This is a genomic window from Pseudomonas sp. NFX224 (assembly GCF_048565165.1).
Taxonomy (GTDB): domain Bacteria; phylum Pseudomonadota; class Gammaproteobacteria; order Pseudomonadales; family Pseudomonadaceae; genus Aquipseudomonas.
Genome location: NZ_CP183416.1, coordinates 6,310,942 through 6,336,779, shown reverse-complemented (window position 1 = coordinate 6,336,779; position 25,838 = coordinate 6,310,942). Strand labels below are relative to the sequence as shown.

Sequence of the window (25,838 nt, the reverse complement as noted above, 5' to 3'; positions counted from 1 at the left end):
TTCGGCTGGCGAGGGACGCGCCGCTAGCGTACAAATTGTCGATAACGACACCCGGCTCTAAGGCTGACAATGCGACTCGCTTTCCCTACTGTGTTATTCACTGCCGTGGCCCTGCTGCTGGGCGCCGCCGGTGTGGATGCTGCACCGCAACATGCGCTGACCGTATACGGTGAACCGGCCAGGTACCCTGCCGGCTTCAGCCACTTCGCCTACACCAATGCGCAGGCCCCCAAGGGCGGCACGATGCGTCGCTCGGCGATCGAGATCGGTCACTTCGATCATGTGTTGCCATACATCGACAAAGGCATCGGCGTCACGCAGATTGATGGCCTGCTCTACTCGCCCCTGGCCCAGCGTTCACTCGACGAGCCTTACACCGTGTATGGCCTGGTGGCTCAGCAGATGGAACGCTCCGATGACGGACTTTCCCTGCGCTTCTTTCTCAATCCCAAGGCACGTTTTGCCGATGGCACACCCATCACCGCCGAAGACGTGCGCTACACCTTCGATCTGTTGATGACCCAGGGCAGCCTGCGTTATCGCACGCAATTCGCCGACGTCAAAGGCGTCGAAGTCGAGTCACCGCTGACCGTGCGCTTCGACTTCAAGAACAACGAAAACCGTACCCTGCCGCTGGACATCGCCACCCTGCCGGTGTTTCCCGAGCATTGGTGGAAGAGCCGCGATTTCGCCGGTGGCGGCGGTTACGAGGCTCCGCTGGGCAGTGGCCCCTATAAAGTGGGCAAGGTCGATTCCGGGCGCAGCATCACCTTTGAGCGCAACGCCGACTGGTGGGGCAAGGACTTGCCGGTCAGTCGCGGCCTGTACAATTTCGATCATTTCAGAATCGAGTATTTCGGCGATACCGACGTGGCCCGCCAGGTCCTGCGCGGTGGCGCCTACGATTACAACCGCGAGTTTTCCGCCACCGGGTATTCCATCGGTTACGAAAGCCCGGCCCTGAGCGACGGTCGCCTGCAAAAATCCCACCTGGCCACAGAAGCCCCGCAACCAAGCCAGGGCTTTGTGTTCAACCTGCAGAATCCGATGTTCCAGGACCGCCGCGTACGCCAGGCGCTGGTCATGCTTTGGGATTTCGAATGGAGCAACCGGCAGATGATGCGCAACATGTACATCCGCCAGCAGAGCTTCTTCTCCAATACCGACCTCGCCGCGCGGAAGCTGCCGGATGCCGGCGAGCTGGCGATTCTCGAACCCTTGCGCGGGCAGATCCCCGACGAAGTCTTCACCAAAGTGTTCGAAGCGCCGAAAACCGATGGCAGCGGCTTGATTCGCGACAAGCAGCTCCAGGCCCTGGACCTGCTCGAACAGGCCGGCTGGAAACCCAAGGGTGATCAACTGGTCAACGCGGATGGAAAGCCGCTGAGCTTTACCTTCCTGGTCAGCCAGAACGGCATGGATCGGTTGTTGCTGCCGTACAAACGCACCCTGAAACAGATCGGTATCGACCTGAACATCCGTCGCATCGACTCGTCCCAGTACGTCAACCGCCTGATGAGCCGCGACTACGACATGATCGTCACCGGCTACCCGGTTACCACCTCTCCGGGCGGCGAATTGTTCAACTATTTCGGCTCGGCCGCGGCCAACGATCCCGGCTCCAACAACTACATGGTGTTGAAAAACCCGGCAGTGGATACTTTGATCAACGGCCTGGTGCGCGCCAACACCCAACAGGACATGCTGCGCTACGCCCATGCGCTGGACCGGGTGCTGCAATGGAACTACTACTGGATCCCCAACTATTACCCGCCGGGAACATCCACCGTGTGGTGGAACCGCTTCGGCATTCCCGACGTGCAAGCCAGCAATGACGAAGCCATCGAGAGCTGGTGGGAAGTGAGCACCACGCCGCTGACCAACCAGGAAATGACCGCCGAGCGCATTCGCCGTGGCAGACCCGGAGGGCCGCATTGATGTGGGCTTACATACTGCGGCGTTTGCTGCTGATCATTCCGACACTGGTGATCATCCTACTGGTCAACTTCGTCATCGTGCAGGCCGCACCGGGCGGGCCGGTGGAACAGGCGATCGCGCACCTGCAAGGCATTGGCGGTGCCAGTGTCGGCGGCAGTTCGAGCGAGGCAATGCCCAGCTCCCGCGCCAGTCGCGGCCTCGATCCGCAACTGATCAAGGACATCGAAAAACAGTACGGTTTCGATAAGCCGGCACACGAGCGCCTGTGGCTGATGCTCACCAGTTACGCCCGACTGGACTTCGGCAAGAGCTTCTTCCGCGGCGCCACGGTCACCGACCTCATCCTGCAGAAAATGCCGGTGACCATCTCCCTGGGGCTCTGGGCGACGCTGATCACCTATCTGGTGTCAATCCCGCTGGGCATCCGCAAGGCGGTACACCACGGCAGTCATTTCGATATCTGGACGAGCACCGCGATCATCATCGGCTACGCCATGCCGGCGTTCCTGTTTGCGATGTTCCTGATCGTTGTCTTCGCCGGTGGCACTTCGCTGAACTGGTTCCCGGTGCGCGGCCTGGTGTCGGACAACTTCGAGTCGCTGTCGACCCTGGGTAAAATCACCGATTACTTCTGGCACCTGGTGCTGCCGGTGACGGCGCTGGTGATCGGTGGATTCGCGACCCTGACCATCCTGACCAAAAACTCGTTCCTCAATGAAATTACCCGGCAGTATGTCGTCACCGCTCGCGCCAAGGGGTTGAGCGAGCGTCGCGTGCTGTACGGCCATGTGTTCCGTAATGCGATGCTGCTGGTGGTGTCGGGGATTCCGCAGGCGTTCATCAGCGTGTTTTTTGCCGGTTCACTGTTGATCGAGGTGATCTTCTCCCTCGATGGCCTGGGCCGCATGAGCTATGAAGCGGCGGTTTCACGGGATTATCCGGTGGTGTTCGGCTCGCTGTTCATCTTCACCCTGTTCGGCCTCCTGATAAAACTGGTTGGCGACCTGTGCTACACCCTGGTCGACCCGCGGATCGACTTCGCCGCGAGGAACGCCTGATGTTCAAGCTTTCGCCGTTAGGCCGTCGTCGTTTCGAACGCTTCAAGAAAAACCGCCGTGGCTGGTGGTCGTTGTGGTTGTTTGTCGGCCTGTTCCTGTTGACCCTCGGCGGCGAGCTGATCGCCAACGACAAACCGCTGATCGTCAGCTATCAAGGCACGCTGTACTTCCCTGCGCTCAAGCGCTACACCGAGCAGGAGTTTGGCGGACAACTGCCATTCCAGGCCGATTACCGCAGCGATTACGTGCAGAACCTGATCAAAAAGGACGGCGGCTGGCTGCTGTTCCCGCCGATCCCTTTCAGCGACGACACGCCGAACTACGACCTCAATAAGCCCGCCCCAAGCCCGCCAACGAATGTGAACTGGCTGGGCACCGACGATCAGGCACGGGACGTGTTGGCCCGAGTGATTTTCGGCGCGCGGGTATCGATTCTGTTTGCCTTGATGCTGACCTTCGTCAGTGCGCTGATCGGCATCGCCGCCGGTGCGCTGCAAGGCTATTACGGGGGCTGGGTCGACTTGCTCGGTCAGCGGCTGCTGGAAGTCTGGTCCGGGTTGCCGGTGCTTTATCTGCTGATCATCCTGTCAGGGTTTGTCGAGCCGAATTTCTGGTGGTTGCTGGGGATAATGGCACTGTTCTCCTGGCTGGCGCTGGTGGACGTGGTGCGTGCCGAGTTCCTGCGCGGACGCAATCTGGAATACGTGAAGGCCGCCCGCGCACTGGGCCTGACCGATCGCAAAGTCATCGTGCGGCACATCCTGCCCAACGCCATGAACGCGACCTTGAGTTACCTGCCGTTCATTCTGACCGGGGCCATTTCGACGCTCACCGCCCTGGATTTCCTCGGTTTCGGCATGCCCGCCGGCAGTGCGTCCCTGGGCGAGTTGATCGGTCAGGGCAAGCAGAACCTGCAAGCGCCGTGGCTGGGCCTGACGGCGTTTTTCACCCTGGCATTGATTCTTTCTTTACTGGTGTTCATCGGCGAAGCGTTGCGCGATGCCTTTGACCCCCGCTCTTGATCCAAGAGCCTGACGCGGACTGTTGATATGAGTGACAACCTGATCGAAATCCGTGACCTCAGCGTGGCCTTCAGCGGCCAGACCGTGGTGCGCAACCTGTGCCTGGACATCCGCCGCGGCGAATGCCTGGCGCTGGTGGGTGAATCGGGTTCGGGCAAATCGGTGACCGCCCATTCGATCCTGCAATTGCTGCCTGAATGTGGCACTGAAACCACCGGCAGCATCCGCTATCGCGGCAAGGAACTGGTCGGCGCCGATACCCGCAAGTTGCGTGAACTGCGCGGTAACCGCATCGCGATGATCTTCCAGGAGCCGATGACCTCCCTCAATCCGCTGCACAGCATCGAAAAGCAGATTGGCGAAACCCTGCTGGTGCACAGAGGTATGGCCGGCAAAGCGGCGCAGGCACGGATTCTTGAGTTGCTGCACCTGGTGGGCATCCAGAAACCCAAGGAACGCCTCAAGGCCTACCCGCATCAATTGTCCGGTGGCCAGCGTCAGCGGGTGATGATCGCGATGGCCCTGGCCTGCGAGCCGGAGCTGTTGATCGCCGACGAACCCACCACCGCTCTCGACGTCACCGTGCAGCGCAAGATTCTGTTGCTGCTCAAGTCGCTGCAACGGCGGCTCGGCATGTCGCTGCTGCTGATCAGCCATGACCTCAATCTGGTGCGCAGCATCGCCCAACGCGTCTGCGTGATGAAAGCCGGGGAAATTGTCGAGCAGGCCACCTGCGAAACCCTGTTTACCGAACCGAAACACCCGTACAGCTGCGTGCTGCTCAACGCCGAGCCGGAAGGCGAAGCGTTGCCCCGTGACGAGCGTGAAAACGTGCTGGAGGTGGACAATCTGCGCGTGCAGTTTCCCGTTGGCGGCGGACTGTTCCAGCGCAAGACGTATCTGAAAGCCGTCGACGGCATCAGTTTGAGCATTCAGCGTGGCAAGACACTGGGCATCGTCGGCGAGTCCGGCTCCGGCAAATCCACGCTGGGCCAGGCGATCCTGCGCCTGCTCGATTCCGAGGGCGGCATTCGCTTCCAGGGCGAATCACTGGACGGCTTGACGCAGAAGCAATTGCGGCCGTGGCGCAAGAAAATGCAAGTGGTGTTCCAGGATCCGTTCGGCAGCCTCAGCCCACGGATGTCAGTGGAGCAGATCATTTGCGAAGGCCTGGAAGTGCATAGCGAGTTGAGCGCTGAGGAATGCAACGCCGAAGTGATTCGTGCATTGAAAGAAGTAGGTCTCGATCCGCAAAGCCGCCACCGCTATCCCCACGAATTTTCCGGTGGCCAACGCCAACGCATCGCGATCGCCCGTGCACTGGTGCTGAAACCGGCGCTGATCCTGCTGGACGAACCGACTTCGGCGCTGGACCGCACCGTGCAAAAACAGGTGGTTGCCTTGCTCCGTCAGCTTCAGGAAAAACACGGTTTGACCTATCTGTTCATCAGTCATGACCTGGCGGTGGTGCGCGCCCTGGCCCATGACATGATCGTGGTCAAGGACGGCAAAGTCGTGGAAAGCGGTGCCAGCCACGACGTGTTCGATTCGCCGCAGCATCCGTATACCAAGGAGTTGTTGGCGGCGGCGCATGTGGGGCAGGTATAACCTTCCCGAAGGCTGCGATCTTTTGACCTTGATTCTAGAAATGGATGCACACCATGAACACCACCGAAAGCCTCAAGGACTACCAGCGCGTTCGCCTGCTGGCGATCCGTTCGTTGTTCGAGATCATCGAGCAGTCGAGTGAAGGCACGGTGATTGTCGACCGCGACGCCAACATCGTCTGGATGAACGAGCGTTATGCCCGGCGCTTCGGCCTGCAATCGGCCGAGGGCGCCATCGGCAAGGCCTGCGAAAGCGTGATCCCCGGCAGTCTGTTGCGTGAGGTGGTGCGCACTGGCCGACCGATTCTGCTCGACATGCAAGACACGCCCAAAGAGCCGCTGGTGGTCATGCGCCTGCCGATTCACGATGATGCCGGCGAGGTGATCGGCGCCATCGGTTTTGCCCTGTTCGACGAGTTGCGCAGCCTGTCGCCGATGCTCAAGCGCTACATGAGCATGCAGGAAGAACTGGCGTCGACTCGCTCGCTGTTGCGGGCAAGGCAGACCAAATACAACTTCGCTCACTTCATCGGCACCAGCGCCGCCAGCCTGGAAGTCAAACGTCGCGCCCGGCGCAGCGCCAGCACCGAGTCGCCAGTGCTGCTGCTCGGCGAAACCGGCACTGGCAAAGAGTTGCTGGCGCAGGCGATCCACAATGCCTCGCCGCGTGCACACAAGGCGTTTGTCAGCATCAACAGCGCGGCGATCCCGGAGTCATTGCTTGAAGCCGAATTTTTCGGCACCGCGCCCGGCGCCTTTACCGGCGCCGATCGCAAGGGCCGCGCCGGCAAATTGCAGATCGCTCAGGGCGGTACGCTGTTCCTTGATGAAATCGGTGACATGCCGCTGCCGCTGCAAAGCAAACTGCTGCGGGTATTGCAGGAAAAGGAATTTGAACCCGTCGGCTCCAATGAAGTGATCCAGAGCGATGTGCGGGTCATTGCCGCCACCTCTACCGATCTGGAAGCGGCGATCAAACGCGGCGAATTTCGCGCCGACTTGTATTACCGCCTCAACGTCCTGCCGATCCACGTTCCGCCGCTGCGCGATCGCCTCGACGACCTGCCCGCCCTCAGCGAAGCGATCCTTGAAGAGCTGCGCAGCCAACACGAACTCCACGGCGAAGCGCTGGCGCTTTTGGGTCAGCACGCCTGGCCGGGCAATATTCGCGAATTGCGCAATGTGCTGGAACGGGCCGCACTGCTCAGTGATGACCTGCGGCTTTCGGCAACAGACATCCGCGCGGCGATCGGCACGTTTACCCCGGTAGAGCGTGTCGCGCCGTTGTCCATCGAACCGCTGGAACACGAGACGTTCAGCGCGGCGCGGGAGCGTTTCGACCGGCAATTGATCGAAGCGACCCTGGCGCAATGCGGGGGCAAGGTGATCGACGCAGCGGCACGGCTGGGGTTGGGACGGTCGACCTTATACAAGAAGATGGTGGCGCTGGGGATTGCAGAGTCTCTATAACGAGATATTAATCTCCATTATTAGAAAACCCATCGCGAGCAGGCTCGTTCCTACAAAAATCGGTCAACTGTAGGAACGAGTCTGCTCGCAATGAGGCCATCCCAACCCACAAGAGTCTCCAATCAGAGACAAACCACAAAAGCACAACACCAAAAACAAATATAAATCCTTATATTTCAACATCTTAACTATCTGGCACGAAACTCGCTAACGCCTCTCCTACCCAATGCTTCATCTACAAAAATAACAATCCAGGAGACACACCATGAGTGTGATCATTGCCTTGGCAGCCCTCGCGCTGCTGATGCTGGCTGCTTACCGCGGCTACAGCGTTATCCTTTTTGCCCCGATTGCCGCCCTCGGCGCTGTCCTGTTGACTGACCCTTCCGCCGTTGCACCCGCCTTCACCGGCGTGTTCATGGAGAAAATGGTCGGTTTCATCAAACTGTACTTCCCGGTGTTCCTGCTCGGCGCGGTGTTCGGCAAGCTGATCGAACTGTCCGGTTTCTCGCGCTCCATCGTCGCCGCCGCCATCCGCTTGCTCGGCACCCGTCAGGCGATGCTGGTGATCGTGCTGGTTTGCGCCTTGCTCACGTATGGTGGCGTGTCGCTGTTCGTGGTGGTGTTCGCGGTCTATCCGTTTGCCGCTGAAATGTTCCGCCAGAGCAACATCCCCAAGCGCCTGATCCCGGCGACCATCGCCCTCGGCGCCTTCTCGTTCACCATGGACGCCCTGCCCGGCACCCCGCAGATTCAGAACATCATCCCCAGCACGTTCTTCAACACCACCGCCTGGGCGGCGCCGTGGCTGGGTGTGATCGGGACGATTTTCGTCTTCTGCGCCGGCATGCTGTTCCTCCAGCGCCAACGCAACAAGGCCCAGCGCTCCGGTGAAGGCTATGGCATTGACCTGCGCAACGAGCCGGAAACCGCCGCCGACATCAAACTGCCCAACCCTTGGATCGCCCTGTCGCCGCTGTTGGCCGTGGGCATCATGAACCTGCTGTTCACCCAGTGGATTCCGCAGTGGTACGGCAAGACCCACAGTCTGGCGCTGCCGGGCATGGCCGCACCGGTGACCACCGAAATCGCCAAACTCACCGCGATCTGGGCGGTTCAGGCGGCGCTGCTGGTCGGCATCCTCATGGTGTTGGCATTCGGCTATAAAGCCATCAGCAGCAAACTCGCCGAAGGCAGCAAAAGTGCGGTCAGCGGTGCATTGTTGGCGGCGATGAACACCGCGTCCGAGTACGGCTTCGGTGCCGTGATCGCCTCCCTGCCAGGCTTCCTGGTGCTGGCCGACTGGCTCAAGAGCATTCCCAACCCGCTGGTCAACGAAGCGATCACCGTCACCTTGCTGGCGGGTATCACCGGGTCGGCATCGGGCGGTATGAGCATCGCCCTGGCGGCCATGTCCGAGCAGTTCATCGCGGCGGCGCACGCCGCCAACATCCCGCTGGAAGTGCTGCACCGCGTAGCCGCGATGGCCAGTGGTGGCATGGACACCCTGCCGCACAACGGCGCGGTGATTACCTTGCTTGCGGTCACCGGCCTGACCCACCGCGAGGCTTACAAAGACATTTTCTGTATTACGCTGATCAAGACCCTGGCGGTTTTCGTGGTGATCGGTACTTTCTACGCCACTGGCATTGTGTGAGGTATTCATGACGACTCTTTCGGGCAAGACCGCACTGGTCACCGGCTCCACCAGCGGCATCGGCCTGGGCATTGCTTTAAGCCTGGCCAAGGCTGGCGCCAACCTGATCCTCAACGGTTTTGGCGATGCATCCACAGTGATCGCCGAAGTACAGCAATTCGGCGGCAAGGTCGGCCATCACCCGGCCGACGTCAGCGACCCGGCGCAGATCGCCGACATGATTGCCTATGCCGAGCGTGCGTTCGGCGGCGTCGACATTCTGGTCAACAACGCCGGCATCCAGCACGTGGCGCCGGTGGACGAGTTCCCGGTGGAGCGCTGGGACTCGATCATCGCGATCAACCTGTCGTCGGTGTTTCACAGCACTCGCCTGAGTTTGCCGGGCATGCGTGCCAAGGGCTGGGGCCGGGTGATCAACATTGCGTCGGTGCATGGTCTCGTCGGTTCGACGGGCAAGGCCGCTTACGTTGCAGCCAAGCACGGCGTGATTGGGCTGACCAAAGTGGTCGCCCTGGAAACCGCGACCAGCAACGTCACCTGCAACGCGATTTGCCCGGGTTGGGTGCTGACGCCGCTGGTACAGAAACAGATCGATGATCGTGCCGCGACCGGGATCGACCCGCAGCAGGCGCAGCATGACCTGCTGGCTGAGAAACAGCCGTCACTCGAGTTTGTGACCCCACCGCAACTGGGCGAACTGGTGCTGTTTTTGTGCAGCGAAGCCGGGGCTCAGGTGCGGGGGGCGGCGTGGAATATTGATGGTGGGTGGTTGGCGCAGTAAGTAACCGCTGGCCCCTGTGGCGAGGGAGCTTGCTCCCGCTCGGCTGCATAGCAGTCGCAACTCTTTTTGGGGCGGCTTCGCCACCCAACGGGAGCAAGCTCCCTCGCCACAAAAAACCAATCAATGCGAGGCAAACCATGTCCGAGATCCTGTGGCAACCCAGCGCCGAACGCATCGGCAAGACGCGCATGGAAGCCTTTCGGCGTTTCATCAATCAGCGGCATCACCTGCACATCGACGACTACCCTGCCCTGCATCACTGGTCCATCAATCAGCGCCAGGATTTCTGGCAAGCCATCGTCGACGTCTTCGATATTCGCTTCCATGAGCAACCCGACGCGGTATTGCTCGAAGGCGCGCAAATGCCCAGCGCCCAGTGGTTTCCCGGTGCGACCCTGAACTTCGCCGAACACTTGCTGCGCCGTCGCGACGACGCCGTGGCGGTGGTGGCTGTGGCGGAAAACGGCCAGCGCGAACAGTTGACCTGGGCCGAACTGGCGGAGCATGTCGCCGGTTTTCAAAGCGGCTTGGTCGCCGCCGGCGTCGGTCTTGGTGATCGGGTGGCGGCGTGTATGCCCAACACCTGGCAGACTTTGGTGGCCATGCTCGCCACCACCAGCCTCGGCGCGATCTGGTCCTGCTCTTCGCCGGACTTCGGTACGCAGGGGGTGATCGACCGCTTCGGCCAGATCGAACCCAAAGTGCTGGTCACCTGCGCCGGCTATCGCTACGCCGGCAAAGAGATCGACCAGACCGTCAAGATCAATGAAATCCTTGAACGCCTGCCGACGTTACAGCAATTGGTCATCGTCCCTTACGCACGACACGAGGCGCGCATCGAGGATTTCCACACGGTGGCCAACGTCACGCTGTGGGACGACTTCTACTTCCCCGGCGGCGAACCGGTCTTCGTCCCGGTGCCCTTTGCCCATCCGCTCTATATTCTCTATTCCAGCGGCACCACCGGCGTACCGAAATGCATCATCCACAGCACCGGTGGCGTGCTGCTGCAACACGTCAAGGAACACGGCCTGCATTGTGACCTCGGCCCCGGCGAACGCCTGTTCTACTACACCACGTGCGGCTGGATGATGTGGAACTGGCTGGTGTCGGCCCTCGCGGTGGGCAGCGCCGTTGTGCTGTACGACGGCTCGCCATTCCAGCCTGATCCCGAGCGTTTGATCGATCTGATCGATGACGAGCGCATCAGTGTCTTCGGCACCAGCCCAAAATTCCTTGCCACGCTGCAAAGCAGCGGTGTGAGACCCATGCACAGCCATGACCTGGGCAGTCTGAAAACCTTGCTTTGCACCGGTTCTGCGCTTTCGCCACAGAGTTACGATTACGTTTATCGAGACCTCAAGGCTGATGTGTGCCTGGCTTCGATGTCCGGTGGCACCGATATCGTTTCGTGTTTTGCCAATGGCAATCCGCTGCAACCGGTGCGCCGTGGCGAAATGCAGGGCAAAAGCCTGGGCATGGCCGTCGAGGTATGGAACGACGACGGCCAACCGGTGGTGGGTGAAAAAGGCGAGCTGGTCTGCACCCGGCACTTTCCGGCGATGCCCATCGGCCTGTGGCACGACCCGGACGGCGAAAAGCTCAAGGCGTCCTATTTCAGCCAGTTTCCCGGAGTCTGGGCCCAAGGCGATTACGCCGAGCAATTGCCTGACGGCGCAATGATGATCCACGGCCGTTCCGACGCCGTGCTCAACCCCGGCGGCGTGCGCATCGGCACGGCGGAGATTTACCGTCAGGTGGAGAAAGTCCCGCAGGTACTGGACAGCGTGGCTATCGGTCAGCAATGGCAGGACGACGTGCGGGTGGTGCTGTTCGTGCGTTTGCCCGACGGCGTGGCATTGGACGACGCGTTGCAGCAAGAGATTCGCCAGGTCATTCGCGCCAACACCACATCGCGCCATGTACCGGCGAAGATTGTTGCGGTGACGGATATTCCCCGGACCATCAGCGGCAAAATCGTCGAGTTGGCGGTGCGCAATGTGGTGCATGGGCAGAAGGTGAAGAACACCGATGCGCTGGCCAATCCAGAGGCGCTGGAGCAATTTCGCGACCGGCCGGAACTGAAGGATTGAAATTCGTTTCCCGGTAGGAACGCGCCGGCTCATCGGGATACTTCTGTTTCAAGAGGCACCTCGCCTGCCGCCCGTCTTGTCGGGTTCTGAACATTCGAGGTGCCGATGTTTATCGCCGTTCCGACGTTTCAGTCACCGGTCGTCGGTGACTCATGACCATGGGTCAGGACGGCGACTGCAGTTGTTTGACGATTTTGTCCTTGACCTCCAGGCGCTTCGCTTTGAGCTTTGTCACCGCGTCATCGCTGGATTTGGCCTGCTCCGCCTTCACCACCTCGGCATCTGCCAGGGAATACTTGTTGATCAGCGAATCCAATAACGGATCCTTGGTGCGTTTCTGCTGGATTTCTTCCTTTGTGCAACTCAGGTCCTGATAAAGGTCATGGGACACCGGCATGGAACACCTCCGTTTGTTGATCGGTAGCAAACGCGACTGATTGCGCTCGCCAACTATCAGAATGGCCTCGGTTAGCCGGTTCTGTCGACCGTCTGTCAGACCAGCGGTGTCCATTCGTCGTCCTCCGGCAAATGGGATAAAACCTTTGCCCAAGCGCCGGCCTCCACTGGTTAACGATCACCCTGATCATCTGCGTGGAGAAACACCAATGGACGGATTTAACCTGCGCCACCTCGCTATGGCCGTTGCGTTGAGCACCGGCATGATGGGCGCGGCATTTGCCGCAACTTCCAATGATTTTGTCGACAAGGCCGCTGCCGGTGGCATCGCCGAAATCGAGGCCAGTCGGCTGGCGCTTGAAAAAAGCCAATCGGCGGACATCAAAGAATTCGCCAACATGATGATCACTGATCATGGCAACGCCAATGACGAACTGGCGACCATCGCGAAGAAGAACGATATCGAAGTGCCGGACAGCACGACGCTGGTGAAGCAGGCCAAGGAAAAGATCCTCGACATGCGTGACGAATCCTTCGATGCGGCGTATGCCAACAATCAGGTCAAGGCTCATGAAGAAGCTATTGAGCTGTTCAAAAAAGAAGCCAACACCGTGACGGACGACAAAACCAATGGCGCGGTTGAACTCAAAGGATTCGCGCAGAAAATGCTGCCGGGTCTGGAAAAGCACTTGGATATGGCGAAAAAACTCCAGGCTGCGCATCCGAGCAAATAATCACGCTGCACTTGCAAAAGCCGCATCCAGGATGCGGCTTTTATGTTTGAAGGATCACCTAACCGCCATCAGTATCGATATCGGCATCGGTGTCATCACTGGGCTTGGGTCGATCCGGATTGGGCTTGAAGCCGGGGCTGAATTCATTGTCGTTGTCGGTATGGCGGTTTTTTTGATCAACGGCCTCATCACCGCTTTGCGGCTCCGGGGTGCTTTCCAGGGGTTCGCCAAGGTTTTCGCTCTGCGCTCGATCCCTTTGCGGTGTCATCGTTGGGTCTTTCATCACTACCTCGCTCGTCACTGCATGTGCGCGGCCGGAATAGTCGAGCCTTGAAGGTTCGAAGTCGCCTGGCCGGCAGGGTTCCCTCGGGCCGCTGATTTGCCATGAAAAACTGCCGTAAGAACCGGCGCCGACTACAGTCCATGTGCAGCGGATGAAAAATGCTCTCGAAAGCAAACAACTATTTCATCCGGCAAATGTCACTGATTTGCGCCGGTCATTTTTTGGGGAGTCGGCGCTTACACTACAAGGAGTCAAGTCTCATGGCGGCACTGCAATCCAGCACTCTCGATGCGATGCAAAAGAATCAGGCGCAACTGCTTACCGAATGGACAGCCGGCCTCGAAGCCAGTGGCGCCACGCGCAATCTCAAAGACCAGGACTTGCAACAGCAGACGTCGCAATTCCTGCAACTGATCGTCTCGGGCCTGCAGGGCGGCAACGGCCAAAACATCGCGGCCTCCGGCTGGGACGAAATTCGCCTGTTTCTGGAAAAGCTCTCCCATAGCCGTGCCCTGCTCGGCCAGGACTCGCAGCAGACCGCCAGTTTCATTTTCGCCCTGAAAGGCCCATTGTTTGCGCTGCTGCAAAATCACTATCAGGACAGTCCGGCGATGTTGGCCGAACAACTGTGGGAAATCTCCGAATTGCTCGACGCCCTGGGCATGCACACCATCCGCACCTTCCAGAAATCCCGCGAAGCGGTGATCAAGCGTCAACAGGAAGAGCTGCTGGAATTGTCGACCCCGGTGGTCAAGCTCTGGGATGGCGTACTGGCGCTGCCAATGATCGGCACGCTGGACTCGCAACGCACCCAAGTGGTGATGGAATCGCTGTTGCAGCGAATCGTCGACACCGGATCGGAAATCGCCATTATCGACATCACCGGTGTGCCGACCGTCGATACCCTGGTGGCGCAACACCTGCTCAAGACCGTCACCGCCATTCGCCTGATGGGTGCCGATTGCATCATCAGTGGTGTGCGCCCGCAGATTGCCCAGACCATCGTGCATTTAGGCCTCGACCTGCAAGGCGTCGTCACCAAGGCCAATCTGGCCGACGCCCTGAAACTGGCCCTGACCCGGTTGGGAATGACCATCAGCAAGGCGGTATGAGCCCATGGAGCGCATTCCGATTTTGCAGATGGGCGACTTCCTGCTGGTGACCATCCAGGTCGACATGCATGACCAGTTGGCCCTGACCCTGCAGGACGACCTGTCCGAACGCATCAGCCGGACCTCCGCCCGTGGCGTGTTGATCGATATCTCAGCGCTGGACATGGTGGACTCGTTCATCGGCCGGATGATCGGGACGATTTCCGGGCTGTCGAAAATCATGGATGCCCAGACCGTGCTGGTCGGCATGCAACCGGCGGTGGCCATTACCCTGGTGGAGCTTGGCCTGACACTGCCGGGGGTCAGCACCGCGCTGAATGTCGAACGCGGGATGAAACTGCTTCAGGATCGAGTACGTGACCAATGAACGTACGCAGCAGTGGCACTCATCCGATTCATATCGAACAGGATGTGGTCCTGGCCCGGCAACTGGCGCGCAAGCTCGCGCAAGAATGCGGCATGCGCCTGATCGACCTGACCAAACTGGTGACCGCCGTCAGCGAACTGGCGCGCAACACCATGGTGTATGGCGGTGGTGGCAACATGGACTGGCAGATCCTCGACGACCAAGCTCGCTGCGGTCTGCGCCTGGTGTTTCGCGACGAAGGCCCCGGCATCCCCGACATCAAGTTGGCGATGACCGACGGCTGGACGTCCGGCAATGGCCTCGGCCTGGGCCTGACCGGCGCCAAGCGTCTGGTGGACGAGTTCGAACTCGACACCGCGCCGGGCCAGGGCACTCGCGTGACGATCACGCGATGGACATGAACATTGGCAGTTCGCTGACGCAGGTGCTGGTGATCGAAGACAGCAGTCAGATCGGCCACGCACGGCGTACTGCGCAAAAACTAGCGGAAAAAAACGGCTTCGACAGCACCGATGCCGGGCGCGTGGCGCTGGTGGCGACCGAGCTTGCCAGCAACATTCTCAAGCATGCGACCCACGGCGAGCTGCACTTGAGGGTGCTGCCCCGGGCGGCTGGCGCCGGCATCGAAATGCTTGCCGTCGACCGCGCCCAAGGCTTTGATTTGCACGCATGCCTGACCGATGGTTTCTCCACTGGCGGGACCCAGGGCATCGGGCTGGGCGCCGTGTCGCGTCAGACCGAAGTGTTCGACGTCTACGCCGATTCACGGGGTGCCGTGCTGCTGACCCGGTTGTATCCACGCCAGGACAAGGCCCCGGATCGACGCGTCGGCATCAGCCAGCATTCGTTGCACAACGACCCGGCCTGCGGCGACGCCTGGCACCTGGCGTTCGACGGGGCACGTATCTGCGCCTTGGTGATCGACGGTCTGGGCCACGGCGAAGAAGCCGAACGGGCCGCTCGCGCCGGCGAGGAGGCCTTCGCACTGTCGCCTTTCGCGTCACCGGTGCTGGTACTGGAGGAGATGCATCACGCCATGATCGGCACCCGTGGCGGTGCAGTGGCCATCGCGCAATTTGACGGCGACGCACTGGAGTTCCTCGGCATCGGCAATATCGGTGCTTGCCTGATGGCGGCGGACAAGTCCCGCGGGCTGGCCTCCCATCCCGGTATCGTCGGCGGCCAGTATCGAAAGGCGCAAGCCTTTGACTATGCTCAGGTGAGTGGACAGCTGTTGATCATGTACAGCGACGGTCTGCAGTCGCGTTGGAACCTGCAGGATTACCCCGGTCTGGTGCACCGCCACCCCGCCGTGATCGCCGCCATTCTGCACCGTGATTTCTGTCGTGGACGGGACGATGTCACGGTGTTGGTCATTGCTCTGGAGGCCGCCCATGCCTGAAGCACCGATGAGTCAGACTGACGAACAAGCGGCGCTGATCACCCGGCTGCAAAACGAAGCCGAGGCCCTGCGCTCGGAACTGGATGAAACCAATCAGGGCGTACTGGCGCTGTACGCGGAACTCGACACCCAGGCCGAACAATTGCGTCAAGCCTCGGACCTGAAAAGTCGCTTTCTTTCTTACATGAGCCATGAGTTTCGCACCCCGTTGGGCTCGATCCTGAGCATCGCCAGCCTGTTGACCGACGAGCTCGACGGGCCATTGAGCCCCGAACAGCACAAACAGGTAGCGTTCGTCAGCAGCTCCGCCCGCGAGCTGAGCGATATGGTCGACGACCTGCTGGACCTGGCGAAAATTGAAGCCGGGCGCATCACCATTTCCCCGGCGTGGTTCGACATGCTCGACCTGTTCGCGGCGCTGCGCGGCATGTTCCGGCCGATTGTCGACGCAACCGCCGTGGACTTGATTTTCGAAGAACCGGTGGGACTGCCTCGGCTATACACCGACGACAAGAAACTCGCGCAAATCCTGCGCAATTTCATTTCCAACTCGCTGAAGTTCACCACCCGCGGAGAAGTTCGGGTGTCGGCGCGTCTGGAAAACAGCTCCAAGGTGCGATTTGCGGTCAGCGACACCGGAATAGGTATCGCTGCCGAGCTACATGGCGCATTGTTCGAAGACTTTTCCCAGGTCGACTCACCGCTGCAAAAGCGTCTGCGTGGCACCGGGCTCGGACTCTCCCTGTGCAAGCGCTTCGCCGGCTTACTGGGTGGCGAAGTCGGCGTGCAGAGTACACCGGGCACTGGCTCGACCTTTTTCGTGATCATCCCGCTGGCCATCGCCACGGAGCCTGCCGATGAAACGTGACCTGCGCCTGCTGATCGTCGACGACAACGTCGCCACGCGCTATGCCCTGCGCCGACGCCTGGAGCGTCATGGCTATGAAGTGCTCGAAGCCGGCACAGGCAGCGAGGGCCTGGAGCTGATTGACAGTGTCACCCTCGACGCACTGATTCTCGACGTCAACCTGCCCGACATGAGTGGCTTCGACATCGTCCGCATTCTACGCTCGGACCCCGCGACCGCCCTGCTCCCGGTGATCCACGTGTCGGCCGCATCGATCCAGACTGGCGACATCATCACCGGCCTGGATGCCGGCGCCGATGCCTACCTGATCCACCCGGTGGACCCGGACGTACTGCTGGCGACCCTGCGCACCTTGCTGCGGGTGCGTGAAACGGAAAACGCCCTGCGCGAAAGCGAGGCGCGCTTTCGCGAGATTTTCATCAATGTGTCGGCGCCCATTGCTGTGCTGGATGCCCAGCTCAAGGTGCATGAATGCAACCATGCCTTCTCGCGGTTGATTCAGGACAACCTCACCCCTGACACGCTGCGCGAATGCTTCGCTGACGATCAATCCGGCATCATCGACGAGCTGCGTCTGCGCCTGAGCTACGGCGAACGCTGGAAAGGCACCTTGAGCATGCGGGTCCAGGGCGAAAACCGCGAAACCGAGTGGCAGATCTCGCCCTACCGTTCACCGGAACTCAACCTGGTGTTTGTCGAGGACGTCACCGAGCATCGCCACCGCGAGCGCTCGCACCTGGCTCGCCTGGACGACGCCACCACTCAACTGGCCAAGGAGGTCGCCGAACGCGTGCGCACCGAAGCCCAGTTGTTGCAGGTGCAGAAAATGGATGCACTGGGCAAGCTCACCGGAGGCATTGCCCACGATTTCAACAACTTGCTCACCGGCATCATCACCAGCCTGGAGTTGATCCAGAAGCGAGTCGCCGATGCGCGTATCGACAAGGTTCAGTTCTACGCCGAGGCCGCGTTGAGTTCGGCGATGAGTGCAGCCTCCCTGACCCATCGCCTGCTGGCGTTCGCCCGGCAACAGCCGCTCGACACCCGCCCCGTGGACATCAACGAGCACATCCGCTCCCTTGAAGAACTGCTGGTGCGGACCATCGGCGAACGCATTGCCCTGAAACTTGAACTGACGAGCAAAGCCGCGATTGCCCTGGTCGACCCGATCCAGCTGGAAAGCGCCGTACTCAATCTGGTGATCAACGCCCGCGACGCCCTGCCCCTTGGCGGCAATATCTGGGTCAACACCTATGCGGCGTACTCCCATGGTGATCCCAACCTGGCCGATGGCGCGTATGTCGCGTTGTCGGTGCGCGACGACGGTACCGGTATCGAGCACAGCGTGATCGACAAGGTGTTCGATCCGTTCTTCACCACCAAGCCGCTGGGCCAGGGCACCGGGCTCGGGCTGTCGACCATCTATGGTTTCGCCCGTCAGTCCGGTGGCGATGCACACATCCGCAGCGTGGCGCGGCGTGGCACCGAAGTGACCATCATGCTGCCGGCCAGCTCCGATCCGACGGCCAGCGAAGTGTTGCCCACCGCTGTCGATCCGCAAGGGGCCGGCGAGCATATTTTGATCGTCGAGGACACGCCGTCCGTGCGTATGTTCGTGGCTGAAGTGTTGGTGGACGCCGGTTACCGCTGCACGCAAGTGGGTGACATCGAGGGGGCTCTGGAGCGACTGCAGAATGACCAAACCATCGATCTGCTGCTGACCGACGTCGGCCTGCCGCGCATGAGCGGCCGCGAACTGGCCGATGTCGCCCGAGGCTGGCGCAATGAATTGCCGATCCTGTTCATGACCGGCTACGCCGAAACCGCGATCAACCGTCAGGTGTTTCTGGGGGAAGGCATGGAAATGCTGATCAAGCCGTTCCAGATCAATGAACTGCTGGACAAGGTTCGGCGTACCATCGACGGCGCATGAAAGCTGACAGCCGCCATCGCGAGCAGGCTCGCACCTTCCGTTTTTTGTTCAGCCGTTAAGCACGGTGCGAATCATTCGAGCCAGCGATTGCGGGCCATAGGGTTTGCTCAACAAATGGGTATCCGGGCTGAGCTGGTGATTGCGCGAGATAATGTCACGGGTATGCCCCGAGGTGAACAGTACTGCCACCGGAGGATTTTGCACCTTGGCCCATGCGGCCAGATCGGAACTCTTGATCAGGCCGGGCATGACCACATCGGTGAAGATCAAGTCCACCTGCGCGCCCTCCAGCAGCATTTGCATGGCGATGTCGGCGTTGGCAGCCGTCAGCACCTGATAGCCTTCTTCACACAGCAACTCCACCGACGAAGCGCGCACCGCTTCGTTGTCCTCCACCACCAGCACCCGCTCGTGTCCGCCCCGCTGAGGCGCGTCCGGCATGGTTGTTTCACTGTCCATCGCACGCAAGCTGCGGGGGAAATACAGTTGCACCCGCGTGCCTTCGCCGACGACGCTGGACATCTCGATATGGCCGCCACTCTGCTTGACGAAACCGAACACCATGCTCAAACCCAGCCCCGTGCCCTGACCGTCGGGTTTGGTGGTGAAAAACGGCTCGAAGGCCTGCGCGAGTACTTGCGCGGGCATGCCGACACCCGTGTCAGCCACGCAGACCCGCACATAGTCCCCGGCCACAATGCCTTTGCCTGCGCAAAACCCGCGATCGAGGCTGAGGTTGTCGGCGCTGAGTTCGATGGTACCTTCGCCCTTCATCGCATCGCGGGCGTTGATCGCCAGGTTGAGGATGGCGTTTTCCAGTTGATTGCGGTCGACGAACACCGGCCAGCAATCTTCGGGGCCGGCCATGTTCACCTGGATTGTTTCCCCCAGCGCTCGCTGCAACAGTTCACCGAGGCCGTCGAAAATCTGCTGTGGCGTGCAAATCGCCGGGGACAGCGGCTGGCGGCGCGCGAAAGCCAGCAACTGTGAGGACAACTCAGCACCGCGCTCGACGGCGGCAATGGAAGCGCTGACCCGACGCTGCACGTTGGCGTTGCCCGCTTCATGCCGCGCCAACAAGTGCAGGTTGCCAGCGATCACTTGCAGCAGGTTATTGAAGTCGTGGGCCACGCCACCGGTGAGGCCACCGATGGCCTCGAGCTTTTGTGACTGGCGCAATTGCTCTTCGGCCGCCAACCGCGCTTCGACTTCGTCGGCCACCCGTTGCTCCAGGTTGCGGGTGAACCTGAGCAGCGACTCTGCGGCGATCTTGCGTTCATGGATATCGATCAATACACCGGGGAACCGAAACGGCTCGCCCTGCTCGTTGAACTCGCAACAACCGCTGGCCAGGACCCACAGGTAACCGCCGTCGGGGCGCAGAATGCGGTACTCGACGTTATAGGTCTCACCGGTTTCAACCGACAGCTTGACCCGCTCTTGCACCCAACTGCGGTCATCCGGATGGATCCGCGTTTCGGCGAATGCCTGTGACAGGTTGCTCAGGTCTTGCCCCGGCGGGAAGGAAAAGGTTCGAACAAAACGCTCATCGCCGGACAGCACGTTGGCCTTGATGTCCCAGACGAAGGAACCGAGCAAGGCCCCGGCATTGAGCGCGAGGCGCACCCGTTCGTTGTCGGCGCGATAGGCATCTTCGGCAGTTTGGCGGCGTTGCTCGGAATTCACCCGTTCAGTGGTTTCGACCACCATCGCCATGACCCCGGCCGGACGTCCGTCATCATCGGCAACCGGGCTGTAATAGAGGTCCAACCAGAGCTGTTCGGGAACCCCGTCGCGCAGCAGCACCAGCTCTTTGTTGCGATAGGACAGCGTTCCCCCGGCCAGGCATGTATCGACCACATGCCGGTTGAACTCGGCAACTTCCGGCCAGCCCAGTTCTACTGGAGAACCCAGCAAATAAGGATGGCGCCCGCCGGCAAATGTCGAATAGGCGTCGTTATAGATCATGTAGCCGGGCTGGCCCCAGAGCATCACCATCGGCAGGGGCGACGCGAGCATCAGTTGCACCGCGCTGCTCAGGCTCCGGGTCCAGGCATCGAGTGCCCCCAACTCGGTCCGGCTCCAGTCGAACGCACGAATGCGCCCGGCCATTTCGCCGCTCCAGCCGGAACACCCGTGGCTATCGTCTAGAAACTGCATCGCTTGTCTCTATCCCGGTCATCCGCACCCGTTTGTTTCGAGCACGGTGATCGTTATTCGTTTCATAGAGGTATAGCTGAATCTCACGGGCCACTGGAGATCCCATGCTCGCGAAGCGGTGTATCAGATGACATCGATGCTGACTGTGCCGGCGCTATCGCGAGCAGGCTCGCTCCTACAGTTTGATTTTCAGTGTGCCTTACACCTCAATCAAATGCTTGAGCGGGTTGTAGCTGCTTTTCAACGTCGCCGCCACATCGAGAATCGCCTTTTCGATGCCATTCAAATGCATGCAAGTCAGCTCAATGGCCGCGCTCTGGTTGCCCGCCTCGATGTACTCGATCAGCCGCAGGTGCTCATCGTCGCGGCAGGCTTCGTGGCTGTCGTCATCCAGCGCAGCGGCGTACAGCGAGGCGCGGGAGATCAGTTTCTGGAACCAGTCGAGCAGCACCGGATTGTTCAGGCTGCGGGCCAGTTTGATATGGAACTCACCGAGCAAATGGATCAGCCGTTCATGATCCCCGCTTTGATGCGCCTCGTCCTCCAGCAGCAGGTGATCGCGCAGATCCTGGGTCACCGCGGTATCGCGACGACGGCACAGCTCACTGACGATGCCGATCTCCATCAGACGCCGGGTTTCGAACAATGAACGAATCTCTTCGTCACTCGGCAACGACACCGACGCACCTTTGTTGGGCTCGGTGGTGACCAGTCCATCGGCTTCCAACTGCTTGAGTGCGGCACGCACGGACGTGCGGCTGACATTGAAAAGTTCGGCCAACGAGGCTTCGCCGAGCTTCATCCCCGGACGCAGCGAGCGTTTGCTGATCGCCTCGTAAACCCCTTGGTAGACGCGGTCGACCGTGGTTTCCAGTTTCTTTTCCGTCATTCATCAACTCCTTACGCCCAGTGCAACCGACCCTGGCAAATGAACAGCCATTGAAAAAGGGGCTTGCACGAACAGGTTAATCCGGGTATTTCTAAATTGCATCCAGATTTTGCATACAATAATCAGAGGAATGCACCATTATGGGTCATCCAGTTGCAATTGAAGTGCGCAACGTTTCAAAACGGTATTCCGACGATCCGGGGCTGGCCCCAGCGCTGGACAACGTTTCTGTCGACATTGCCGACAACGAATTCTTCACCCTGCTCGGCCCCTCCGGCTGTGGCAAAACCACCCTGTTGCGCACCATCGCCGGCTTCGAACAGGTCAGCGAGGGTGAGATTCGTCTGGCCGGTGAACCGGTCAACGATTTGCCGCCGTTCAAGCGCCGGGTCAACACGGTGTTCCAGAGTTACGCGCTGTTTCCGCACATGAGTGTTGCGCAGAATATCGCCTTCGGCCTCGAGATGCAGGGTCTTGAGCGCAAACTGATTCCGCAGCGTGTCGATGAAATGCTCGCGCTGGTGCAAATGCAACACCTGGCCAAGCGCAAACCGGCCGAACTGTCCGGCGGACAACAGCAGCGCGTGGCTCTGGCCCGGGCCTTGGCGCCGAAACCAAAAGTGTTGTTGCTGGACGAACCGCTGTCGGCGCTGGACCTCAAGTTGCGCAAGGAAATGCAGGTCGAACTCAAGCGCGTGCAGAAAGAAGCAGGGATCACCTTCATTTTTGTCACCCACGATCAGGAAGAAGCGCTGACCCTGTCTGACCGCATTGCCGTGATGTCCGCCGGCAAGATCCTGCAGATCGGCACGCCCAACGAGATCTACGAACGCCCGCAACATCAGTTCGTCGCGCAATTCATCGGCGACATCAATTTCCTGCCCGGCCACCTCAAGCGCGGCCAGCAAAACGAAAACCTCTTCGTGCCCAACGGCATGCCGGTGGAAATCCCCTGCCCGCCTCAAGGCTTCGACGGTTCGCGGGTGCAACTGGCGTTTCGTCCCGAGCGTTCACAATTGGTTGACCCGACGCAACCGCACCATCTGCGTGGCGTGATCGAAGCCGTGCTGTATGTCGGCACCGCGACGCTTTACCAATGCCGGTTGAACAACGACATCAAGGTCATGCTGCGCGAGAACAACGAAGGCCTGAACAATGGCCGGGTGGTCGGCGATCGCGTCGCGGTCAACTTGCCGCCCCACGCCTGCCTGTTGATGGAGGCCTGAGATGAGCGTCAGCAGCACTTCCCCAGCCCTCAACCGCGCGCTGTTGCTCAGCCCGGTGGTCCTGACCCTGCTGGCCCTGATCGCCATTCCGCTGGGCATCATGGGCTACATCAGCCTGTTGCCGCGCAACGTCTATGGCGGCGTCGACTGGCAGGCCGACTGGCAATTGCAAAGTTACGTGCAGCTGTTTTTCCAGGAAGGTTTCGACGGTGAACTGGAGCTGAACTGGGTCTACGCCCAGGCGTTGCTGCGCTCGGTGTTCCAGGCCGGTGGCACCACGGTCCTGTGTTTCCTGTTCGGTTTTCCGGTGGCATTGTGGATGTCGAGCCTGACGCCGCGCCGGCGCAACCTGATGGTGTTACTGATCACCATTCCGTTCTGGACCAACCTGCTGATCCGCAACTACGCGTGGCTGATCATCCTGCGTGAACACGGCTGGGTCGCCCAGAGCCTCAACGCGCTGCTCCCCCAGGCCGGTGGCATCACCCTGCTCTACAACGACTTCGCGGTCAGCGTCGGGCTGGTCTACAGCTTCCTGCCGTTCATGATCCTGCCGATCTATTCGACCCTGGAAAAACTCGACTGGCGTCTGGTAGAGGCGGCCTACGACTTGGGCGCAAACCGCTGGCACGCGCTGCGGCGGATCATCTTGCCGCTGTCGATGCCGGGGGTGATTGCCGGTTCCCTGCTGGTGTTCGTGCCGAGCCTCGGTGCCTTTATCACCCCGGCGATTCTCGGCGGCGGCAAGACCTTGATGATCGGCAACCTGATCCAGCAGCAGTTCGGCACTGCGCGCAATTGGCCGCTGGGCAGTTCGCTGTCGTTCCTGTTGCTGGGGATCATGCTGGTGTCCCTGGTGCTCTACGCCCTCTATAGCCGCAATGCCGCCAAGACCCAACGCTCAGGAGCCCAAGCATGATCGCCCTGCACCTGAAAAAACTGCCGCTTACACGGGAAATCAGCCTGCTGATCCTGGCCTATCTGTACCTGCCGATCTTCGTGTTGATTGCCTACAGCTTCAACGCCAACCGCTCGGCGACGGTGTGGACCGAGTTCTCGTTCGACTGGTATGGACGCATCCTCGCCAACCCGTCGATCCAGACGGCGGCGCTGAACTCGATCATCGTCGCCAGCATCGCCACGGTCTGCGCCACGGCGATTGCCTTGCTCGCGGCATTGGCGACGTACCGGCCGTTCTACGGGCAGAAAATGGTCGAGGGCGGGATCAACCTGCCGTTGATCCTGCCGGAGATCGTCACCGCCGTGGCGACCCTGCTGCTGTTCATGGCGCTGGGGATCAAGCTCGGTTTGCTGACGGTGATCATCGCGCACATCGGCTTCTGCATTCCCTTTGCCTACCTGCCGATCCGTGCGCGGCTCAATGACCTCGACAAGAGCCTGCTGGAAGCGGCGAACGACCTATATGCCAACCCGTGGCAAGTGTTTCGCCGGGTGACGCTGCCGTTGCTGTGGCCGGCGGTGCTGTCGGGTTCGGTGCTGGCGTTCGTGGTCAGCCTCGATGATTTCATCATGACCTTTTTCGTTGCCGGCCCCGGTTCCACGACGTTGCCGGTGTACATCTTCTCGGCGATCAAGGCCGGCGTGACACCGGAGATCAACGCGATCTCGACCCTGATGCTGGTGATTTCCATCGTGCTGGTGGTGCTGGCCTTCTGGCTGGGACAGCGCGGCAAACAACAATGAACCTGGAGCGTTCTCTGATGAAAAAAAACATGCGTTTCGCCGTTGCCGGTCTGGCCCTGAGTTGCTTCACCGCCTTCAGCGCCCAGGCCGCCGAACCCAAGGAACTGTTTTTCTACAACTGGACCGACTACTACCCGATCGAACTGCTGGCCAAGTTCGAAAAGGAGACCGGAATCAAGGTCACCATGGACGGCTACGACAGCAACGAAACCCTGCTGGCCAAGTTGCAGGCAGGTGGCGCGGCGTATGACGTAATCGTGCCGTCGCAGTCGATCATGCGCACCCTGATCAACCAGAACCTGCTGCTGGAAATCGACGCCTCGGCCCTGCCCAACTTCCAGTACGTCAAACCGGCGTTCCGCGACCCGAGCTTCGACCCGGGCCGCAAATTCTCGGCACCGTATCTGTGGGGCACCACAGGGTTTTCCTATGACAGCGCGCGGGTGCCCGGCGGCAAACTGGACGACTCGTGGAAAGAGTTCTTCGAACCACGCAAGGAGCTGCAAGGCCAGCTCGCCGCCCTCGACACGTCCAGCAGCGTGATCAACGCCGCCAGCCACTACCTGAACGTCGACGAATGCAGTGAAAACCCGCAGGACGCCAAGCGCATTCTCGAACTGCTGCAAAAACAGAAACCGTTCCTGAAAATGTACAGCTCGGACAACACCGTCGACCGCATGGCCTCGGGTGAAGTGATCATGATGCAGAACTGGAACGGTTCTACCGCGCGGGCCACCTTGCAGAAGAGCACGATCAAGTACGTGTATCCGAAGGAAGGCCTGGCGATGTTCCAGGACAACTTCGCCGTGCCGAAAAGCGCGCCGCATCCGGGCAACGCCAGGATCTTCATCGACTGGATGATGAAACCGGAAAACGCCGCCGCCGTGTCCAACGCCATCGCCTACGCCAACGGCATCCAGAGCGACAAGCTGATCGACGCCAAGTGGCGAGTGATGGACGCCATCAACATGCCCGACGAATTCGCCTCGCGCCTACGGCCCGAGAAGGAATGCAGCAACAAAGCGCGGGAGCTGCAGGACCGGATCTGGGCCAAGCTCAAGGGCTGATCCGAGACCGGGTCGTGGCCATCGCTAGCAGGCTAGCTCCCACAGGATTCGGGGTTGCCCCGGATTCTGTG

General features: G+C 60.4%; 23 protein-coding genes. 19 read left to right on the top strand and 4 right to left on the bottom strand.

Annotated elements, in window-relative coordinates:
- Positions 1-69 precede the first annotated feature (69 nt).
- From ACNYC6_RS29045 to ACNYC6_RS29010, 8 genes are all read left to right on the top strand, one after another.
- Positions 70-1,938 (top strand): extracellular solute-binding protein, encoded by a 1,869-nt coding sequence (locus tag ACNYC6_RS29045; protein WP_419710317.1) that lies wholly within the window; start codon positions 70-72, stop codon positions 1,936-1,938.
- Complete coding sequence (locus ACNYC6_RS29040; RefSeq protein WP_419710316.1) at positions 1,938-2,996, top strand: microcin C ABC transporter permease YejB; 1,059 nt, start codon at positions 1,938-1,940, stop codon at positions 2,994-2,996. Before ACNYC6_RS29045 ends, ACNYC6_RS29040 begins: the two co-directional genes overlap by 1 nt.
- Positions 2,996-4,018: an ABC transporter permease gene (locus tag ACNYC6_RS29035; protein WP_419710315.1), complete on the top strand. Its 1,023-nt coding sequence runs from the start codon at positions 2,996-2,998 to the stop codon at positions 4,016-4,018. The genes ACNYC6_RS29040 and ACNYC6_RS29035 overlap by 1 nt, the downstream gene beginning before the upstream one ends.
- 27 nt (positions 4,019-4,045) lie before the next feature.
- Positions 4,046-5,626: an ABC transporter ATP-binding protein gene (locus ACNYC6_RS29030; RefSeq protein WP_419710314.1), complete on the top strand. Its 1,581-nt coding sequence runs from the start codon at positions 4,046-4,048 to the stop codon at positions 5,624-5,626.
- Positions 5,627-5,679: 53 nt separating this feature from the next.
- Positions 5,680-7,095 carry a sigma-54 interaction domain-containing protein gene (locus tag ACNYC6_RS29025; protein WP_419710313.1) on the top strand — a complete coding sequence of 472 codons (1,416 nt, stop codon included), beginning with the start codon at positions 5,680-5,682 and terminating at the stop codon, positions 7,093-7,095.
- A 265-nt stretch (positions 7,096-7,360) separates the two neighbouring features.
- Positions 7,361-8,752: a GntP family permease gene (locus tag ACNYC6_RS29020; protein WP_419710312.1), complete on the top strand. Its 1,392-nt coding sequence runs from the start codon at positions 7,361-7,363 to the stop codon at positions 8,750-8,752.
- 7 nt (positions 8,753-8,759) lie between these two features.
- Positions 8,760-9,533, top strand: coding sequence for a 3-hydroxybutyrate dehydrogenase (locus tag ACNYC6_RS29015; RefSeq protein ID WP_419710311.1), 774 nt, complete (start codon positions 8,760-8,762; stop codon positions 9,531-9,533).
- A 137-nt stretch (positions 9,534-9,670) separates the two neighbouring features.
- A complete protein-coding gene (locus ACNYC6_RS29010; RefSeq protein ID WP_419710310.1) occupies positions 9,671-11,626 on the top strand; it encodes an acetoacetate--CoA ligase in 1,956 nt (651 codons plus the stop codon).
- Between the two features lie 163 nt (positions 11,627-11,789).
- Here ACNYC6_RS29010 and ACNYC6_RS29005 read toward each other — a convergent pair whose 3' ends face one another.
- Positions 11,790-12,023: a DUF465 domain-containing protein gene (locus ACNYC6_RS29005; RefSeq protein ID WP_150700636.1), complete on the bottom strand. Its 234-nt coding sequence runs from the start codon at positions 12,021-12,023 to the stop codon at positions 11,790-11,792.
- A 208-nt stretch (positions 12,024-12,231) separates the two neighbouring features.
- Between ACNYC6_RS29005 and ACNYC6_RS29000 the strand changes: the two genes are divergently transcribed.
- Positions 12,232-12,756: a DUF4142 domain-containing protein gene (locus ACNYC6_RS29000; RefSeq protein WP_419713034.1), complete on the top strand. Its 525-nt coding sequence runs from the start codon at positions 12,232-12,234 to the stop codon at positions 12,754-12,756.
- Between the two features lie 58 nt (positions 12,757-12,814).
- Here ACNYC6_RS29000 and ACNYC6_RS28995 read toward each other — a convergent pair whose 3' ends face one another.
- The gene (locus tag ACNYC6_RS28995; protein ID WP_419710309.1) at positions 12,815-13,039 is read right to left on the bottom strand and encodes a hypothetical protein; all 225 of its coding nucleotides are present in this window, start codon (positions 13,037-13,039) and stop codon (positions 12,815-12,817) included.
- A 260-nt stretch (positions 13,040-13,299) separates the two neighbouring features.
- On the opposite strand from ACNYC6_RS28995, the gene ACNYC6_RS28990 reads away from it, so the two are divergent.
- The 6 genes from ACNYC6_RS28990 to ACNYC6_RS28965 are packed head-to-tail and all read left to right on the top strand — an operon-like array spanning position 13,300 to position 18,721.
- Positions 13,300-14,151 (top strand): STAS domain-containing protein, encoded by an 852-nt coding sequence (locus ACNYC6_RS28990; RefSeq protein WP_419710308.1) that lies wholly within the window; start codon positions 13,300-13,302, stop codon positions 14,149-14,151.
- Between the two features lie 4 nt (positions 14,152-14,155).
- Positions 14,156-14,518, top strand: coding sequence for an STAS domain-containing protein (locus ACNYC6_RS28985; protein ID WP_338581101.1), 363 nt, complete (start codon positions 14,156-14,158; stop codon positions 14,516-14,518).
- Positions 14,515-14,919: an anti-sigma regulatory factor gene (locus tag ACNYC6_RS28980; protein WP_419710307.1), complete on the top strand. Its 405-nt coding sequence runs from the start codon at positions 14,515-14,517 to the stop codon at positions 14,917-14,919. Before ACNYC6_RS28985 ends, ACNYC6_RS28980 begins: the two co-directional genes overlap by 4 nt.
- Entirely contained in the window at positions 14,916-15,920 is a 1,005-nt protein-coding gene (locus ACNYC6_RS28975) for an ATP-binding protein (protein WP_419713033.1), read from the top strand. The genes ACNYC6_RS28980 and ACNYC6_RS28975 overlap by 4 nt, the downstream gene beginning before the upstream one ends.
- Entirely contained in the window at positions 15,913-16,788 is an 876-nt protein-coding gene (locus ACNYC6_RS28970; protein ID WP_419710306.1) for a sensor histidine kinase, read from the top strand. The genes ACNYC6_RS28975 and ACNYC6_RS28970 overlap by 8 nt, the downstream gene beginning before the upstream one ends.
- On the top strand, positions 16,778-18,721 hold the full coding sequence (locus ACNYC6_RS28965; protein WP_419710305.1) for a response regulator: 1,944 nt from the start codon (positions 16,778-16,780) through the stop codon (positions 18,719-18,721). The genes ACNYC6_RS28970 and ACNYC6_RS28965 overlap by 11 nt, the downstream gene beginning before the upstream one ends.
- Positions 18,722-18,769: 48 nt before the next feature.
- Here ACNYC6_RS28965 and ACNYC6_RS28960 read toward each other — a convergent pair whose 3' ends face one another.
- Both ACNYC6_RS28960 and ACNYC6_RS28955 read right to left on the bottom strand, forming a co-directional pair.
- Entirely contained in the window at positions 18,770-20,881 is a 2,112-nt protein-coding gene (locus ACNYC6_RS28960; protein WP_419710304.1) for an ATP-binding protein, read from the bottom strand.
- A 199-nt stretch (positions 20,882-21,080) separates the two neighbouring features.
- Positions 21,081-21,770 carry a GntR family transcriptional regulator gene (locus tag ACNYC6_RS28955; RefSeq protein WP_419710303.1) on the bottom strand — a complete coding sequence of 230 codons (690 nt, stop codon included), beginning with the start codon at positions 21,768-21,770 and terminating at the stop codon, positions 21,081-21,083.
- Between the two features lie 140 nt (positions 21,771-21,910).
- On the opposite strand from ACNYC6_RS28955, the gene ACNYC6_RS28950 reads away from it, so the two are divergent.
- The 4 genes from ACNYC6_RS28950 to ACNYC6_RS28935 are packed head-to-tail and all read left to right on the top strand — an operon-like array spanning position 21,911 to position 25,767.
- Entirely contained in the window at positions 21,911-22,996 is a 1,086-nt protein-coding gene (locus tag ACNYC6_RS28950) for an ABC transporter ATP-binding protein (RefSeq protein ID WP_419710302.1), read from the top strand.
- A gap of 1 nt (position 22,997) precedes the next feature.
- Positions 22,998-23,915 (top strand): ABC transporter permease, encoded by a 918-nt coding sequence (locus tag ACNYC6_RS28945; protein WP_419710301.1) that lies wholly within the window; start codon positions 22,998-23,000, stop codon positions 23,913-23,915.
- Positions 23,912-24,700: an ABC transporter permease gene (locus tag ACNYC6_RS28940; RefSeq protein ID WP_419710300.1), complete on the top strand. Its 789-nt coding sequence runs from the start codon at positions 23,912-23,914 to the stop codon at positions 24,698-24,700. Before ACNYC6_RS28945 ends, ACNYC6_RS28940 begins: the two co-directional genes overlap by 4 nt.
- A gap of 17 nt (positions 24,701-24,717) precedes the next feature.
- Positions 24,718-25,767 carry an extracellular solute-binding protein gene (locus tag ACNYC6_RS28935; RefSeq protein ID WP_419710299.1) on the top strand — a complete coding sequence of 350 codons (1,050 nt, stop codon included), beginning with the start codon at positions 24,718-24,720 and terminating at the stop codon, positions 25,765-25,767.
- Positions 25,768-25,838: the final 71 nt, after the last annotated feature.

Excerpts from the sequence above, each read along its gene's own strand:
- ACNYC6_RS28970 (WP_419710306.1), top strand. The coding sequence starts at position 15,913 with ATGCCTGAAGCACCGATGAGTCAGACTGACGAACAAGCGGCGCTGATC.
- ACNYC6_RS28950 (WP_419710302.1), top strand. The coding sequence starts at position 21,911 with ATGGGTCATCCAGTTGCAATTGAAGTGCGCAACGTTTCAAAACGGTAT.
- ACNYC6_RS29015 (WP_419710311.1), top strand. The coding sequence starts at position 8,760 with ATGACGACTCTTTCGGGCAAGACCGCACTGGTCACCGGCTCCACCAGC.
- ACNYC6_RS29005 (WP_150700636.1), bottom strand. The coding sequence starts at position 12,023 with ATGCCGGTGTCCCATGACCTTTATCAGGACCTGAGTTGCACAAAGGAA.
- ACNYC6_RS28935 (WP_419710299.1), top strand. The coding sequence starts at position 24,718 with ATGAAAAAAAACATGCGTTTCGCCGTTGCCGGTCTGGCCCTGAGTTGC.
- ACNYC6_RS28955 (WP_419710303.1), bottom strand. The coding sequence starts at position 21,770 with ATGACGGAAAAGAAACTGGAAACCACGGTCGACCGCGTCTACCAAGGG.
- ACNYC6_RS29010 (WP_419710310.1), top strand. The coding sequence starts at position 9,671 with ATGTCCGAGATCCTGTGGCAACCCAGCGCCGAACGCATCGGCAAGACG.
- ACNYC6_RS28945 (WP_419710301.1), top strand. The coding sequence starts at position 22,998 with ATGAGCGTCAGCAGCACTTCCCCAGCCCTCAACCGCGCGCTGTTGCTC.
- ACNYC6_RS28965 (WP_419710305.1), top strand. The coding sequence starts at position 16,778 with ATGAAACGTGACCTGCGCCTGCTGATCGTCGACGACAACGTCGCCACG.
- ACNYC6_RS28995 (WP_419710309.1), bottom strand. The coding sequence starts at position 13,039 with ATGAAAGACCCAACGATGACACCGCAAAGGGATCGAGCGCAGAGCGAA.
- ACNYC6_RS28990 (WP_419710308.1), top strand. The coding sequence starts at position 13,300 with ATGGCGGCACTGCAATCCAGCACTCTCGATGCGATGCAAAAGAATCAG.
- ACNYC6_RS29045 (WP_419710317.1), top strand. The coding sequence starts at position 70 with ATGCGACTCGCTTTCCCTACTGTGTTATTCACTGCCGTGGCCCTGCTG.
- ACNYC6_RS28940 (WP_419710300.1), top strand. The coding sequence starts at position 23,912 with ATGATCGCCCTGCACCTGAAAAAACTGCCGCTTACACGGGAAATCAGC.
- ACNYC6_RS29030 (WP_419710314.1), top strand. The coding sequence starts at position 4,046 with ATGAGTGACAACCTGATCGAAATCCGTGACCTCAGCGTGGCCTTCAGC.
- ACNYC6_RS29025 (WP_419710313.1), top strand. The coding sequence starts at position 5,680 with ATGAACACCACCGAAAGCCTCAAGGACTACCAGCGCGTTCGCCTGCTG.
- ACNYC6_RS29000 (WP_419713034.1), top strand. The coding sequence starts at position 12,232 with ATGGACGGATTTAACCTGCGCCACCTCGCTATGGCCGTTGCGTTGAGC.
- ACNYC6_RS28960 (WP_419710304.1), bottom strand. The coding sequence starts at position 20,881 with ATGCAGTTTCTAGACGATAGCCACGGGTGTTCCGGCTGGAGCGGCGAA.
- ACNYC6_RS29020 (WP_419710312.1), top strand. The coding sequence starts at position 7,361 with ATGAGTGTGATCATTGCCTTGGCAGCCCTCGCGCTGCTGATGCTGGCT.
- ACNYC6_RS28985 (WP_338581101.1), top strand. The coding sequence starts at position 14,156 with ATGGAGCGCATTCCGATTTTGCAGATGGGCGACTTCCTGCTGGTGACC.
- ACNYC6_RS29040 (WP_419710316.1), top strand. The coding sequence starts at position 1,938 with ATGTGGGCTTACATACTGCGGCGTTTGCTGCTGATCATTCCGACACTG.
- ACNYC6_RS28980 (WP_419710307.1), top strand. The coding sequence starts at position 14,515 with ATGAACGTACGCAGCAGTGGCACTCATCCGATTCATATCGAACAGGAT.
- ACNYC6_RS29035 (WP_419710315.1), top strand. The coding sequence starts at position 2,996 with ATGTTCAAGCTTTCGCCGTTAGGCCGTCGTCGTTTCGAACGCTTCAAG.
- ACNYC6_RS28975 (WP_419713033.1), top strand. The coding sequence starts at position 14,916 with ATGAACATTGGCAGTTCGCTGACGCAGGTGCTGGTGATCGAAGACAGC.